The following is a 14872-nucleotide window of genomic DNA, read 5'->3' on the forward strand; positions in this document are numbered from 1 at the left end:
GGCCTCGCTATGGTCCCGCCACGCAAGGACCCAAGGGGATGGAGACAACAGGCATGACGCAGGCAAGGCGGACCGAGGCGCGGCTCGGCGGGCACATCCTGGCCGATGCGTTGGTGGCGCAGGGCGTCAGCCACGCCTTCTGCGTTCCGGGCGAGAGTTATCTCGACCTGCTCGACGGACTTTACGCGCAGCGCAACCGCATCCAGCTCGTCACCTGCCGCTTCGAGGCGGGCGCGGTCCATATGGCGGAGGCCTATGGCAAGCTCACCGGCAAGCCGGGAGTCGCCATCGTCACGCGCGGCCCCGGCGCCTGCCATGCCGCCATCGGCGTGCATGTCGCCTTCCAGGACAGCACGCCGCTGGTGCTGCTGATCGGCCAGATTCCCTTCGAGGAGACCGACCGGGAGAGCTTCCAGGAGGTCGACTACCGCAAGATGTTCGCCCCGCTCGCCAAATGGGTGACGCAGATCGACGACGCGGCCCGCATCCCCGAGCTGATGGCGCATGCCTTCGACGTCGCCACCAGCGGCCGCCCGGGCCCCGTCGTCGTCGCCATCTCGGAAGAGATGCAGAAGGAGATGGTGGCGGTGCCGGATATCGGCCCCGCCATGGTCGCGCCGCCGCATCCCGCTCCGGCCGCAATGGAGCGCATGATGGCGATGCTGGCCGAAGCCAAGCGCCCGCTCGCCGTGCTCGGCGGCGGTGCCTGCTGGAGCGCCGAAGGCCGCGCCGATATCCGCGACTTCCTCCAGGCCAACGACATCCCCGTCGCCGTGAGCTTCCGCCGCCAGGGGCTATTCGACAACACCTCGCCCCATTATGTCGGCGACCTCGGCGTCGGCGCGGATGCCACGCTGGTCGCCAAGGTGCGCGAATGCGACCTTTTCCTCGCCATCGGCACCCGTATCGGCGAGACGGTGTCCCAGGGCTACACCCTGTTCGACATGGCGGGCGGCACGCCCATCATCCATGCCTATCCCGACCAGTCCGAGATCGGCCGGGTCTATCGGCCGGCGCTCGGCATCACCGCCGACATGAACGCCTTCGCTGCCGCCGCCAAGGCGACCAGGCCGATCGCCAACCCCGCCTGGGCCGGCTGGCGCGCCGAGCTGCGCGCGGCCCGCGAGGCACAGGCCAGGCCGGGAAGCTATGACGGCCCCCTGAACCTCGCCATTGCGCTGCAGGAGCTCGAGAAGGCGCTGCCGCCCGATACCATCTTCACCACCGATGCCGGCAATTTCGCCACCTGGCCGACCCGCTTCATGCATCTGACGGAGGGCCAGGACTTCCTCGGCCCGACCAACGGCGCGATGGGCTACAGCGTTCCGGCGGCGATCGGCGCCAAGATCGTGCATCCGGAGCGGACCGTCATCTCCTTCGTCGGCGATGGTGGCTTCCTGATGACGGGGCAGGAGATCGCAACCGCCTTCCATCACGCGGTCAACCCGATCATCCTGGTCTTCAACAACCAGATGTACGGCACCATCCGCATGCATCAGGAACGGCACTATCCCGGCCGCGTCTCCGCCACCACGCTGACCAACCCGGACTTCGCCAAATTCATCGACAGCTTCGGCGGACATGGGGAAATCGTGGAGACGACTGAGGAGCTGGTACCCGCCGTGCAGCGCGCCATCGCCTCCGGCAAGCCCGCGGTGGTGGAGGTGCGGACCAACCCGGAACAGGTGACGAACCGCTCGACCATCGCCCAGCTGCGCGAACAGGCCCGCAAGGCCGCCGCGAAGGTGCCGGTGGCCCAGCCGGCCCGCGTCCCGGCGCCCCGCCGCGTCGGGCCGCGGACGCGGTAGGACGCTCTCAGTCGCCGACGCGCAACGCGTCGGCGGCGTCCAGCATCCCGTCCGCGCCGCGCAGGCTCCGCTCGTCGAAGACGCGGCCAAAGACGGCGTTCCGCCCAGCGGCCTTCGCCAGGTAGAGCTGTGCATCCGCGGCCTTGATCCAGTTCGCCGGATCGAGGCCGGGGAAGCAGGTGGCCGTGGCGACCCCCAGGCTCACCGTGACGAAGGGCGCGGTCTCCGACCCACTATGCGGAATGCCGAGCCCCCGGACCCGGTCGCGGATCGTCCGGGCGACCTCCATCGCCTCATGATGCGAGGTGCCCGGCAGAATGCAGGCGAATTCCTCGCCGCCGAACCGCGCCGCGAGATCCGAGGCGCGATGCACGGCGCGGTTCAGCGTCGCCGCGACCATGGCGATGCAGCGGTCCCCGGCGCTGTGGCCGTAGCTGTCGTTGAACCGCTTGAAGAAATCGATATCGAGGATGATGACGGAAAGCTCGGCCGCGTCGAGCGCCAGCCGTGCCGCCTCGCGCACCAGCGTCGTCTCCAGCCGCCGCCGGTTGCCGAGTCCGGTCAGCGCATCGGTCACCGCGAGCTGGGCGAGCTCGTCGCGCATCCGCTTCATCTCGAGGTGGTTGCGCACCCGTGCCTGGACGATCACGGGCGAGACCGGCTTGTGCAGGTAGTCGATGGCGCCGAGTTCGAGGCCGCGCAGCTCCGCCGCCTGCTCGCCGAGCGCCGTGGTGAAGATAACCGGCAGATCGGCGAGGACCGGGTCGGCCTTCAGGCGGCTGCATACCTCATAGCCATCCATGCCCGGCATCAGCACGTCGAGCAGCACGAGGTCGGGCGAGGCCGATCGCGCCACCGCCAGGGCCTCCTCGCCGGAGGTGGCGAAGCAGATCTCGTAGTCATCCTCGAGGATCGCGCTGAGGATCTCGATATTCGAGACCTCGTCATCAACGATGAGGACGACGGAACGCTGGTTCATGACGGCCATTTCCCGGACAGCATGGGCTGGCGCACCAGCCCCTCCAGCAGGGCCTCGGCCCCGACATAATCGAGGGCACCCACCGCCGCCTTCAGCGGCCCAAGCTGGGCGCCGCTGGCCCCAAGCGAGGCCTCCATCGTCTCCAGCAAGCAACGGGCCCGCAGGCTGCGCCGCTGCAGCAGGCCCCTCAGCTCCGCCACCAGCGGCGCCAGCGATACCGGATCGAGGGGCTGGCCATCATCGGCCAGGGCCACGGCGGCCGGGGCCCGCAGGCTGCCGGCCGCGGCCAGCGCCGGCGTCATCGCCTGGTCGAGGCGGATGAGCAGCGCCTCGATCCCCTCCGGCCGCCCTGCATGGGCGGCATCCTCGATCAGCCGCGCCGCCTCTGCCACGGCGCGGATCTCGAGCGAGCCGGCGACACCCTTCAGCGTATGCGCCAGCCGCCGTGCCTCCGCCCAGTCGCCACGGCCGATGGCGCCTCGCAACGCCGGCACGGTATCCCCGAATTTCACCCCGAAATCGGCGATGAGCTTGCGCAGCAGGCCGCGCTTGCCGTTCAGCCGCAGCAGGGCGGCGTCGAGGTCGAATGGCGGCAGGGAGGCGGGCAACTCGCCCTCGGCCGCCATGGGCCGCGCTGCGGCCACCGGCGCCGCCTGCCCGGGCTTGAGCCAGCGATCCAGCACCGCCACCAGCTGGGCAGGGTCGACCGGCTTGGCGACATGGTCGTTCATCCCGGCATCGAAGCAGCGCTGCCGCTCCTGCTCATAGGCATGGGCCGTCATGGCGATAACCGGAAGGGAATCGGAGCCGAAGCGCTGGCGGATCGCGAGGGTAGCCTCGATGCCATCCATCTCCGGCATCTGCACATCCATCAGCACCGCGGCGAAGCGGCCTTCGGCAGCCAGCACCTTCTCGAGCGCCACCCGGCCATTCTCCGCGATGTCCACATGCAGCCCGGCATCGCCCAGCAGCTCCACGGCCAGCTCGCGGTTGATCTCGTTGTCCTCGGCCAGAAGCACATGGCCGCCACGCAGATGCGGCGCCACCATCGGCACCGCCTCGGCCCGGTGCTGCGGCGGCGCCACGGCGCTGGTTCCACGGCCTGCGATCAGGCCATGGATGACGTCCTGCATCATGGCCGCATCGATCGGTTTCACCAGGAAGGCGGAGATCCCGGCCGTCTGCGCCTCGGCCAGGGCTTCCTGCCGACCATGGGCGGACACCATGACGACAGCCGGGGAGGCGCCCGGCCGGCTTTCCTTGCGGATGCGCCGCGCGGCCTCGATCCCGTCCATGCCGGGCATCTTCCAATCCAGCAGCACCAGGTCATAAGGCTCGCCCCGCGCAGCCTGCGCCTCGATCGCGCTCAGCCCCTCGGTCGCGGAGGCGGCCAGGTCCACGGGGACGGACCAGCTGGCGAAGATCTCCTGCAGCACCTCGCGTGAGGCGGCGTTGTCGTCAACGATGAGGATGCGCAGCCGCTGCAACTCATCCGGTGTCAGCCGCTCCTCCGCGGCCATGGCCGGCTCGGTGCCGAGCGGCGTGGCGAAATGGAAGCGGCTGCCCAGTCCCGGGCTGCTCTCCACCTCGATATGCCCACCCATCAGCTCCACCAGCTGCTGGCTGATGGCGAGGCCGAGTCCCGTGCCGCCGAATTTGCGCGTGGTGGTGCTGTCGGCCTGGGTGAAGGGGCGGAACAACCTGGCGCGCTGCTCCTCGGTCATGCCGATGCCGGTATCGGTCACCGCGACCTTCAGCACAACGCTGGCCTCCGAGGCCGACCGGCAGCCGATGGAGAGCACGACCTCGCCGCGATCGGTGAATTTGATCGCATTGGTCAGCAGGTTGAGGATGACCTGGTTCAGCCGCAGCGAGTCGCCCACCAGCCGCCGCGGCACTGCCGGGTCGATCCGCACCTGCAGGGCGACACCGCGCTCCTGCGCCCGGTCGGCGGTGATGCCGATGATGCTGTCGAGCGACTGGCGAAGGTCGAAGGGCGCCAGGTCGAGCGTGAGCTTGCCGGCCTCGATCTTCGAGAAGTCGAGGATGTCGTTGATCAGCCCGAGCAGCGCGCCGCTCGCCGTCTTGATTTTCTGCAGGTGGTCGCGCTGCTTCGCTGTCAGCTCGCTGCGCAGCACGAGATGGCTGAAGCCGAGGATGGCATTCATCGGCGTGCGGATCTCGTGGCTCATATTGGCGAGGAACATGCTCTTCGCCATGTTCGCCGCCTCGGCCTCCCGCGTGCGCGTCGCGACGCGCTGCTCCAGCGTCTCGTTGGTGCGCATGATCTCCGCGCTCATCGCGCCGATGCGCGAGAAGCTGCCGACCAGGCGATTGGCCAGCCAGACCAGCACCGCCGTCTGGAAGGCGACGATCGCGGCATGCAGCCAGACCCGGTTGAGGTCGCCATTGCTCGGGAAGACCGCAGCGGGCAGCAGGAGATTCAGCATCAGGTGGTGCAGCGCCACCGTCACCGCCGCGACGACGACCACGCGCCAGTCGCACCATCCGATCAGCAGGGCAAGGGCGGCGAAGAAGTACATGTGCATGTCCATCTGCCAGCCATGGCCGGAGAGCAGATAGACGAGCAGCGCCGGCTGTCCCATCAGCGCAACGGCCGAGAGGTAGCGCGTGACCGGCTCGCTGCCCCAGCGGGCCCAGCAGAGATGCACCAGCCCGGCCATCGCCGCGCTGCACAGGGCGGCAGGCCAGGCCGGGCGCCCGACGGCGAGGGCAGCCAGCGCCATGAACGGCGCGTGCAGCCACAGCAGCGGCAGGAGGATCGCCCCGAACCGCCGCCGCAGCCGATCGATTTCATCCATCAGACCGGTCCCTTGACCATCATGATGCGAGCCCGCCCAGGCAGCCGCGCAGCGTCACTGCATCCAGCACCAGCCAGGCCCCGGCGCGGTAGAGCGCCGAGGCGAAGCCCGGATCGCCAGAATGGGCAATGACGACGTTGCGCCAGCCCCCGGTATCGAGCACGGCGCCACCGGCCGTATCCACCAGGGCGAACATCTCCCCGGTCCTGCTCCAGGGCGGGCCGAGCACGGCGTACTGGCTGGCACCCTCAGCAGGCAACAGGCCGACAACGAGGAGGCCGGCCAGGCTGACCAGCAGCAGAAGGGCAGCCGGCAGAAGGGGTGCCCAAGGTGAATGCCAGCCGGACCGGCGGACGGAATCCATCGCGTTCATGATCTTGCTGGAGACACCCTGCCGGAAGCTGAACGGGCGCTACGTCCCCTGCCACTCATCATACAAAAAACGGGGAGGAACCGCGATGGATTTCACCGGGGGCGCGAGTTCCCGATGCCGCAGGGCTCAGCGGCCCACCGCATAGCCCTGCATGCCGCGCGGATTGGCCCCGGCGAGGATTTGCCCATCCGCCTCGAGCCGAGCGCCGGTCAGCCGGCCCTCCGACCAGTCGCCGCCCATCTCCGCCGCATGGCCGCGGGCTGTGAGCTCCTCCAGCACGGCGGGTGCATAGCGGCCCTCCAGAACCAGCTTGCCGGGCCGGGCGCCGCGCGGCCAGAAGCTGCTGATCCAGTGCTCGCTGTGGAAGCTCGGCAGGTCGATCGCCTGCTGGATGCCAAAGCCATGGTCCAGCATGCGCGCCAGCATGATCGGCTGCCACTGATCCTGCTGCTCGCCACCCGGCGTGCCGAAGCTCATCCAGGGCTTGCCGTCGCGCAGCACCAGGCTGGGGGAGAGGGTGGTGCGGGGCCGCTTGCCGGGCTTCAGGCCATTCGGCAGGGACTCGTCCAGCCAGAACATCTGGCAGCGCGAGCCGAGGCAGAAGCCGAGGCCCGGGATGGCCGGCGAGCTCTGCAGCCAGCCCGCCGAGGGTGTCGCGCTGACGAAATTGCCCCATTGGTCGATCACATCGACATGGCAGGTATCGCCGCCCGAGGCGCCGAGGCGCGAGACCGTCGGCTCTCCTGTGCCCGCCGCCATGGCCAGCGCCCCGGCCCGCTGCACCGCACCGGCATAATCCGTCCGCGGCACCCGGCCATCCGGCGAGCCCGGGCGGAAGTCGTTATTCGCCTCCCGCCCGATCAGCCCGCGGCGCGCCGCGTTGTATTCGGCCGAAAGCAGCGTCGTCATCGGCACATCCGTGAAGTCCGGATCGCCGTAGAAGGCCTCGCGGTCGGCGAAGGCGAGCTTCATCGCCTCGGTCACGGCATGGACGAATTCGGCCCCGACCGGGTCCATGCCGGCGACATCGATGCCTTCGAGCAGGGCGAGGGTCTGCAGCATGGCCGGCCCCTGGCTCCAGGGCCCGCATTTCAGCACCGTATGCCCCCGGTACAGGCTGGCCAGCGGCTGCTCCACCCCAGCCCTCCAGCCCGCCATGTCCTGCCCCGTCAGCAGCGCATGATGGCGCCGGCCGGAGGTGTCGAGGGCGGCGAAGCTGCGGCCGAAGCGATCGATCGCCTCGGCGACGAAGCCGCCATACCAGATGTTGCGCGCCGCCTCGATCTGCCCCTCGCGGTCGCTGCTGGCGGCCTCCGCCTCGCGCACCACCCGCGCATAGGTCTCGGCCAGTTCCGGGTTGGTGTAGAGCCCGCCCGGCGTCAGCCCACGCAGCCAGAGCGCGGCGGAGCTCTTCCATTCCGTCTCGAAGAGCGGCCGTACCGTCTCGATGGTCGCGCAGATGCGCCCGACCACATGCGCCCCGCGTGCCGCATAGCCGATGGCGTAGTCCAGCACGTCGCGCAGCCGCCAGGTGCCATGGTCGCGCAACATCAGCGCCCAGGCATCGAAGGCGCCAGGGATGGGTGCGCAGAGGAAGCCGGTGCCGGGGACGATGTCGAGGCCGAGTTCGTCCTTCAGCTTGCCGACCGTCATCGCCGCCGGCGCCGGGCCCTGGCCGCAGATCACCTGCTGGGCGCCGAGCCTGGCGCTGTGCAGGATGATCGGGCAGTCGCCCCCGGGCCCGTTCAGATGCGGCTCGACGATCTGCAGGGTGAAGCCGGCGGCGCAGGCCGCGTCGAAGGCATTGCCACCCCGCTCCAGCACGGACATGCCGACCTGGGAGGCGATCCAGTGGGTGGTGGCGACAGCGCCGAAGGTGCCGGCGATCTCAGGCCGCGTCGTGAACATCGTGTTGCGGTCTCCTCGAGCATGATCGCCCGAGGTTGGAACAACCGGAGGCGTGACTCATGCGATACAACAATAAGCCCGCGCGACAGGCATTGCCTGCCGGCGTTCAGAGGGGCAGAGAACGCCCGGGCGATGCGGAAGGCAAGCATGCTGGTCGGGGTGGTCGGGCCCTCCGGGGCGGGGAAGGATACGCTGATGGACGGCGCCCGCAGGGCCCTGGCCGGCGAGCCACGCTTCCATTTCGTCCAGCGCGCCATCACCCGCCCGGCCGAGGCCGGCGGCGAGGCCCATCGCCCGCTCACGCGCCATGAATTCGAAGCCGAGCGCGAGGCCGGCCGCTTCGCCTTCTGGTGGGAGGCGCATGGCCTGTTCTACGGCATCCCGGCCGGGCTGCCGGGCCGGATTGCCATCGCCAATCTCTCCCGCACCATCCTCGCCGAGGCCGCGCGCCGCCTCCCGCTGCTGGTGCTGGAGATCACCGCCCCGCCGGCCGTGCTGGCGGAACGCCTCGCGGCGCGGGGCCGCGAGACGGCGGAGGATATCGCCGCCCGCCTCACCCGCCAGGCCCCGCTGCCGCCCGGCCTCACGGTGGTGCAGGTGATGAATGACGGCCCGGTCGAGCAGGGCATCGCCCGGGTGGTCGCCGCGCTTCGCGCTATCCCCTGAGCGGCAGGCGCTCAGCGATGAGGAAGGGCGCCCCGGCCCGGGCCTGGGTGAAGAGCGCGATGGCCCCGACCCGCCGTGGCCGCGCAGGCGCCTCGCCGAGGAATTCGGTCGCCACCGGCCGCACGACCGCCATCTCCTCCGGCGACAGCCGCCGGCTGAGGGTGACGTGGAAGCGCCACTCCTCCATCACATACGGATAGCCATAGCGCCCGAGCAGCGCCTCCTGCCGCGGGCTGAGCCGGGCCCGGCGGCGGCGTGCCAATTCGGCCTCGTCCGGCGGCGCGCGGCAGGGCTCGAGTGCCTCGACGCAGGCATCGGCCAGGGGGCGCAGGGCCGGGCACGGTTCCGTCTCCCGCAAGGCCAGGAAGCCATCCAGATTCTCGACGGCGAGCGGCGGCAGGTCGAAGGGCGCGATTCGCGCCGCCAGTGCCTCCGCGGCCGCGACCGCCTCGGCCCAGCTGACCGTCAGGCGGAACGGCGCCTTCAGCGTCGCATGCAGCCCGTAGCCGCGCGGGTCGGCCGTGAGCTCGGCCATATCCAAGCCGGGAAGGGTGGGCTGCGGCATCGGCGCCCCCGTCTCGGCATCCCGCCCGATCCAGGTGGAACCGAGCCGGTGCAGCGGGTCCTCCGTCTCCGGTGCCCAGTAGAGGGCGAGGCGTGCCTCGGGGGCCGGGGCGCCGATCATGCCACCCGCTCCCCGCCGCGCCAGACCGCGCGCACCATCGGCAGCATCTCGAGCGGCCGCAGCCGGACCAGATCGGCCCGGAGGCCCGGTGCCAGACGGCCACGATCCTCGAGCCGCGCCATCCGCGCCGGCCGCTCCGTCACCATGGCAACGGCGGCGGGCAGGGAGATGCCGGTCGTCGCCGCGGCGATCCAGGCCGCCTCCACCAGCGCGGCCGGGACATAGTCACTGGCCAGCGCATCCACCGCCCCGGCGCGGATCAGGTCGGCGGCGGCCACGTTGCCCGAATGGCTGCCGCCGCGGACGATGTTCGGCGCGCCTGCGATCACCTCGACGCCGATCTCCCGTGCTGCCTGCGCCGCCGCCATCGTCACCGGGAATTCGCTGATGCGGATGCCGTCCTCGGCATTGCGCGCCACCTCCGCCGCATCGTCGTCGTCATGGCTGGCGAGCGGCAGGTTGCGATGCGCCACCCGGTCCAGCAGCCAGCGCCGCTGCGGCTCGCGCAGCCGCGCACGGCGTTCCAGCAATTCGGCAATGCGTTGGTCGACCTCGGCATCGCTCATCTGCTTCTGCCGCTGGCGCAGTACCCTGTAGCGGTCGATATCGCGGTACTGGCCGACGCCCGGCGAGTGGTCCATCAGGCTGACCATGCCGACCAGCGGATGGTCCACCACGCTTTCCACCGCCGGCTTCATGTCGAGCGCCGGCAGCTCGCAGCGCAGATGCAGCACGTGCTCGGCCTTCAGCAGCCCGGTCGGCACCAGCGCCGCCAAATCCTCGACCCCCTCGTAGAAGGTACGGATCCGCCCCGGGTCGAAGCCGAGATCGCCGAGGCAGAGCGCATCGAAGACGGTGGTGACGCCGGCCGCCGCGCATTGCGCGTCATGCGCCAGCAGCGCCGAGCGGCTCGGCCAGCGGGCATTGGCCCGCGGCTGCACCTGCCGCTCCAGATTGTCGGTATGCACATCGACCACGCCGGGGATGATGTGATCGCCGCCGCAATCCACCGCGCCGGGCAGGGTGCTGCGGCCGGGCTGCAACTCGGCGATCAGCCCGTCGCGGATCACCAGCGTGCCGGGGACGACATCCTCCGGCAGGACGAGCAGGGCATTGGTGAGGATGGTCTCGGGCATCAGGCGGCGACCGGCATGGGGTGGACCTCGAACAGGCGGTCCGCGACGCGGTCGCGCACCTCGGTGTCATGGAAGATGCCGATGATGGCGGTGCCGGCCGACTTGGCCGCATCGATCAGCCCGACCACCACCTCCCGGTTCGCGGCATCGAGGCTGGCCGTCGGCTCGTCCAGCAGCAGCACGGGATAGCCCGGCGCGAAGCCGCGTGCCAGGTTCACCCGCTGCTGCTCGCCGCCCGAGAAGGTCGCCGGCGGCAGGCCATGCAGCCGGGCGGGCAGGTTGAGCCGCGCCAGCAGCGCCGCCGCCCGCGCCTTTGCCTCCTCGCGGGGCAGGCCCCGCACCATCATCGGCTCGGCGACGATATCGAGGGTCGGCACGCGCGGGATGACGCGGAGGAACTGGCTGACATAGCCAAGCGTCTCCCGCCGCACCGCCCGCACCAGCCGCGCATCCGCCGTGGCGAGATCGACCTCCATGTCCTGGTGCCGGATGAGGATGCGCCCGGCGCCCACGCCGTAATTGCCGTAGAGCAGGCGCATCAGCGTCGACTTCCCGGCGCCCGAAGGCCCGGCCAGCGCCACGCATTCGCCCGGCGCCACGCCGAGCTCCACGCCCTCCAGCACCGGGATGCAGGTGCCGCCCTGGAGATGGAGGGTGAAGGACTTGGCCAGCCCCTCCGTGTGGATCGCCCAGCTCATGCGGCCAGCACCGAGGCAACGAGCAGTTGCGTGTATTCGTGCTGCGGGTCGTCCAGCACCCGGTCCGTCAGCCCCTGCTCGACCACCCGCCCGCGCCGCATCACCAGCAGCCGGTGCGCCAGCAGCCGTGCCGCGGCGATGTCATGCGTCACGATCAGCACCGCGAGGCCGAGATCGGCGACCAGGGCCCGGATCATGTCGAGCAGCCGCGCCTGCACCGAGACATCGAGCCCGCCGGTCGGCTCATCCATGAAGACCAGCCGCGGCCGCGTCACAAGCGTCCGGGCGATCTGCAGCCGCTGCTGCATGCCGCCCGAGAACAGCGCCGGCATGCCATCGATGCGCCCCGGCTCGATCTCGACGCGCCGCAGCCACTCCGCCGCCTCGGCGCGAATATTGCCGTAATGCCGTGCGCCCACCGCCATCAGCCGCTCGCCGATATTGCCTCCGGCCGAGACGCGCATGCGCAGCCCGTCGCGCGGGTTCTGATGGACGAAGCCCCAATCCGTGCGGTGCAGCCGCCGCAGCGCCGCCTCGCCCATCTCCTGCACCCCATGCACCGTGCCCTCGGGGTCGCGGTAGCGCACCACCCCCGCCTCCGGCCGCATCATGCCGGAGAGGACGCGCAGCAGGGTCGTCTTGCCAGAGCCGCTCTCGCCGACGATGGCGACGACCTCGCCGGGATAGACCTCGATGGAGACGTCCTCGAGCGCCGGCACCGGGCCGAAGCGGAGGCTGAGGCCGGCTGCCTCCAGCAGGGGCAGCCCGCTCATTCCGCCGCCTCCTGATGGGATTGCCGCGTGCTGCAGTAATCCGTGTCCGAGCAGACGAACATCCGCCCGCCCCGGTCGTCGACGACCACCTCGTCGAGATAGCTCTCCCGGCTGCCGCAGAGCGCGCAGGGCGCATCCGCCCGCACCGGTTGGAAGGGATGGTCCTCGAAGTCGAGGCTCCGTACCGCCGTATAGGGCGGTACCGCATAGATCCGCTTCTCCCGGCCGGCGCCGAAGAGCTGCAGGGCCGGCATGCGGTCCATCTTGGGGTTGTCGAAGGCCGGGATGGGGGAGGGCGACATCAGGTAGCGCCCGCCGACCAGCACCGGGTAGTTGTAGCTGATCGCCACATGCCCATGCCGGGCGATGTCCTCGTAGAGCTTCACATGCATCAGCCCGTAATCGGCCAGGGCATGCATCCGCTTCGTCTCGGCGACACGCGGCTCCAGCCGGAACAGCGGCTCCGGCATCGGCACCTGGTAGACCAGGATCTGTCCCTCGCGCAGCGGCGTCTCCGGGATGCGGTGCCGCGTCTGGATGATGGTCGCGTCGGTGGTGCGCTCCGTCGTCTCGACCCCGGCGACCCTGGCGAAGAAGCGGCGGATGGAGACGGCATTGGTGGTGTCATCCGCCCCCTGGTCGATCACCTTCAGCCGGTCGCTGGCGCCGATCACGCTGGCGGTGACGGCGATGCCGCCCGTCCCCCAGCCATAGGGCAGCGGCATCTCCCGCGCGCCGAAGGGCACCTGATGCCCGGGGATCGCCACCGCCTTCAGCAGGGCGCGGCGGATCATCCGCTTGGTGTTCTCGTCGAGATAGCCGAAATTATAGCCGAGCGCCGTCATTCGCCCTCCGCCTCCCGCCGCAACAGCCGGATCTTCTCCAGCTCGCTCTGGAAATCGACGTAATGCGGCAGCTTGAGGTGCTCGACGAAGCCCGTCGCCTCGACATTGTCGCAATGGTACAACACGAATTCTTGGTTTTGCGCCGGCGCCTCGACCGGCTCGCCAAGCTCCTCCGCCCGCAGCGCCCGATCCACCAGCGCCATCGCCATCGCCTTCCGCTCGCCATGGCCGAAGACGAGGCCATAGCCGCGGGTGAATTGCGGTGGCTCGGTGCGGGAGCCGGCGAACTGGTTCACCATCTGGCATTCGGTGACCGTGATCTCGCCGAGCTCGATCGGGAAGCCGAGTTCCGGCGGCTCGAACTCCACCGTCACCGCCCCCATGCGGATCTCGCCGACGAAGGGGTGCGCATTGCCGTAGCCGCGCTGCGTCGAATAGCCGAGCGACAGCAGGAAGCCCTCATCCCCACGGGCCAGCGCCTGTAGCCGCAGCGGCCTGTCAGCCGGGAAGCCGAGCGGCTCCCGCGTCAGGTCCGGCGGCTCCGCCTCGGAGGGCGGCTCGGGCGCCATCAATCCTTCCTGCGCCAACAGCCCGGTGACGCGCGGCATCGGCACGGCATCGGTCCTGCGCTCGGGTGCGGGCGGCACCGTGCCGCCCTCGGCGGCCAGGGCGAAGTCCAGCAACCGGTGCGTGTAGTCGAAGGTTGGGCCCAGCACCTGCCCGCCCGGCAATTCCTTGTAGGTCGCGCTGATCCGGCGCCGGATGCGCATGGCATCGGTCTCGATGGGGTTGCTGGCGCCGAAGCGGGGCAGGGTGGTGCGATAGGCCCGCAGCAGGAAGGCCGCCTCGATCAGGTCGCCCCGTGCCTGCTTGATGGCGAGCGCAGCGAGGCCGCGATCATGGCAGGCCCCTTCCGCCATCACCCGATCGACGGCCAGGCCCAGCTGCGCCTCGATCTGCGCCAGGGTGAGTTCCGGCAGGGCCGGGTCGCCCCGTCGCTCCTCCGCCAGCCAGGCATGGGCGGCCTCGATCGCCCGCTCGCCGCCCTTGACTGCCACATAGGCCATCAACCGGCCTCCTCGATACGGGTGGTGCGCGGAAGGGCCGCCAGCCGCGTGCCGGCGCAGAGCAGCAGATCGGCCCCGCGTGGGAAGCGTGCCGCATTGGCGGACCATTCGGCCAGGAAGCCGGGCGGCAGCCCCTCGACGCGCAGCCGGTGAACATGCTCGATCCCGGGGCCGGAGAGATGCCAGCCCTCGCCCTGCTCCAGCGCCGCCACCTGCAGGATCAGCGTTGCCGAGCGATGCGGCTCCTCTTCCGTGCCGGCCTCCAGCGAGGCGAGCGCCGGCATGCCGCCCACCGCGAGCAGGAAGGCAGCGTCGCCCGGCCCGGCCACCAGCGGGCAGCCGGCATGGAAGCGCAGCCAGGCCTCCGCTGCCGGGCCGCCATCGGTCCAGACCGGCGTCTCGGCATCGGCCAGGGTCAGCAGGGCGGCGGCCGCGGCCGGGGCGAGCGGCACCGGAGCCTCCGGCAGCGCCTTGATCCGCTGGACCCGGCCCGGCCGTGCCATGGCCTCCAGCAGGGCGCGGAAGCAGGATTGCGCATCGGGCACCGGGTCGGCGAAGCCGGGCGTGAGGGTCATCATCGCATCGTCGCCATGGTGAAGAACTCCACCCGGGTGGCGGCCGCCCTGGCCGCGTCGCGCGCGGCCCGCGCCGCCTGCTCGGCGGCCAGCGGCTCGATCACCGCTGCCAGCAGGGCCGGGCGGGCTGCGGGATCCTGCAGCGCGGCATCCAGCACCGCCGCGAGCTCCGCCTGACGCGCATCCCGTCCGGCGACATAGGCATGGCCCACCGTGCCGTCCGCCAGCCTCACGCTGCACCGGGTGACGGTGACTTCGCCGAGATTGAAGGGTGCGCCATCGCCACCCTGCCGGCCGCGGGCCATCACCAGCCCCGTCTCCGGCCCGCGCAGCCGGCTATGCGCCGGCAGGGCGGGGGCGTCGTCCAGCCTGGCCGCAATGCTGGCGGCATCGGCCCGGGCGAGTACGCCCATCCATCGGCGGCGCGCTGCCACACCACCCTGCGGTTCATCGACCATGAATACACCATAAAGTCTAGACAATCAGACGTCCAGTTATTTAGGATGACTGAAGCTGGCATAGCGGGCGGAAACGATG

14 protein-coding genes are annotated in these 14872 nt (G+C 70.6%); 2 read left to right on the forward strand and 12 right to left on the reverse strand.

Going from position 1 to position 14872, the window contains the following annotated elements; all coding sequences use genetic code 11:
* Positions 1 to 53: 53 nt before the first annotated feature.
* Complete coding sequence (locus tag BLR02_RS03580) at positions 54 to 1808, forward strand: thiamine pyrophosphate-dependent enzyme (protein ID WP_090660517.1); 1755 nt, start codon at positions 54 to 56, stop codon at positions 1806 to 1808.
* A gap of 7 nt (positions 1809 to 1815) precedes the next feature.
* Here BLR02_RS03580 and BLR02_RS03585 read toward each other — a convergent pair whose 3' ends face one another.
* The 4 genes from BLR02_RS03585 to BLR02_RS03600 all read right to left on the reverse strand — a co-directional run bounded on the left by BLR02_RS03585 (position 1816) and on the right by BLR02_RS03600 (position 7890).
* The gene (locus tag BLR02_RS03585) at positions 1816 to 2787 is read right to left on the reverse strand and encodes a diguanylate cyclase (protein ID WP_090661537.1); all 972 of its coding nucleotides are present in this window, start codon (positions 2785 to 2787) and stop codon (positions 1816 to 1818) included.
* Positions 2784 to 5609: a hybrid sensor histidine kinase/response regulator gene (locus tag BLR02_RS03590; RefSeq protein WP_090660520.1), complete on the reverse strand. Its 2826-nt coding sequence runs from the start codon at positions 5607 to 5609 to the stop codon at positions 2784 to 2786. The genes BLR02_RS03585 and BLR02_RS03590 overlap by 4 nt, the downstream gene beginning before the upstream one ends.
* Positions 5610 to 5628: 19 nt before the next feature.
* Positions 5629 to 5982 (reverse strand): hypothetical protein, encoded by a 354-nt coding sequence (locus BLR02_RS03595; RefSeq protein WP_090660523.1) that lies wholly within the window; start codon positions 5980 to 5982, stop codon positions 5629 to 5631.
* 126 nt (positions 5983 to 6108) lie between these two features.
* Complete coding sequence (locus BLR02_RS03600; protein ID WP_090660526.1) at positions 6109 to 7890, reverse strand: gamma-glutamyltransferase family protein; 1782 nt, start codon at positions 7888 to 7890, stop codon at positions 6109 to 6111.
* 132 nt (positions 7891 to 8022) lie between these two features.
* Between BLR02_RS03600 and phnN the strand changes: the two genes are divergently transcribed.
* Entirely contained in the window at positions 8023 to 8556 is a 534-nt protein-coding gene (gene phnN / locus BLR02_RS03605) for a phosphonate metabolism protein/1,5-bisphosphokinase (PRPP-forming) PhnN (protein WP_245704593.1), read from the forward strand.
* Here phnN and BLR02_RS03610 read toward each other — a convergent pair.
* Genes BLR02_RS03610 through phnG form a run of 8 tightly spaced genes read right to left on the reverse strand, consistent with a single transcriptional unit; the run spans position 8546 to position 14793 of the window.
* Positions 8546 to 9241, reverse strand: coding sequence for a DUF1045 domain-containing protein (locus BLR02_RS03610; protein WP_090660532.1), 696 nt, complete (start codon positions 9239 to 9241; stop codon positions 8546 to 8548). The genes phnN and BLR02_RS03610 overlap by 11 nt on opposite strands.
* Positions 9238 to 10377 (reverse strand): alpha-D-ribose 1-methylphosphonate 5-triphosphate diphosphatase, encoded by a 1140-nt coding sequence (locus BLR02_RS03615; protein WP_090660534.1) that lies wholly within the window; start codon positions 10375 to 10377, stop codon positions 9238 to 9240. Before BLR02_RS03615 ends, BLR02_RS03610 begins: the two co-directional genes overlap by 4 nt.
* Positions 10377 to 11075, reverse strand: coding sequence for a phosphonate C-P lyase system protein PhnL (phnL, locus tag BLR02_RS03620; RefSeq protein ID WP_090660537.1), 699 nt, complete (start codon positions 11073 to 11075; stop codon positions 10377 to 10379). The genes BLR02_RS03615 and phnL overlap by 1 nt, the downstream gene beginning before the upstream one ends.
* Positions 11072 to 11848, reverse strand: coding sequence for a phosphonate C-P lyase system protein PhnK (gene phnK, locus BLR02_RS03625; protein WP_090660540.1), 777 nt, complete (start codon positions 11846 to 11848; stop codon positions 11072 to 11074). The genes phnL and phnK overlap by 4 nt, the downstream gene beginning before the upstream one ends.
* Positions 11845 to 12693, reverse strand: coding sequence for an alpha-D-ribose 1-methylphosphonate 5-phosphate C-P-lyase PhnJ (locus tag BLR02_RS03630; protein WP_090660543.1), 849 nt, complete (start codon positions 12691 to 12693; stop codon positions 11845 to 11847). The genes phnK and BLR02_RS03630 overlap by 4 nt, the downstream gene beginning before the upstream one ends.
* Complete coding sequence (locus tag BLR02_RS03635) at positions 12690 to 13760, reverse strand: carbon-phosphorus lyase complex subunit PhnI (RefSeq protein ID WP_090660546.1); 1071 nt, start codon at positions 13758 to 13760, stop codon at positions 12690 to 12692. Before BLR02_RS03635 ends, BLR02_RS03630 begins: the two co-directional genes overlap by 4 nt.
* Positions 13760 to 14335 (reverse strand): phosphonate C-P lyase system protein PhnH, encoded by a 576-nt coding sequence (gene phnH, locus BLR02_RS03640; protein WP_245704594.1) that lies wholly within the window; start codon positions 14333 to 14335, stop codon positions 13760 to 13762. Before phnH ends, BLR02_RS03635 begins: the two co-directional genes overlap by 1 nt.
* Entirely contained in the window at positions 14335 to 14793 is a 459-nt protein-coding gene (gene phnG / locus BLR02_RS03645) for a phosphonate C-P lyase system protein PhnG (RefSeq protein ID WP_090660552.1), read from the reverse strand. The genes phnH and phnG overlap by 1 nt, the downstream gene beginning before the upstream one ends.
* Between the last annotated feature and the right edge of the window lie 79 nt (positions 14794 to 14872).

Origin of the sequence: Belnapia rosea, assembly GCF_900101615.1 — a bacterium.
Lineage (GTDB): Bacteria > Pseudomonadota > Alphaproteobacteria > Acetobacterales > Acetobacteraceae > Belnapia > Belnapia rosea.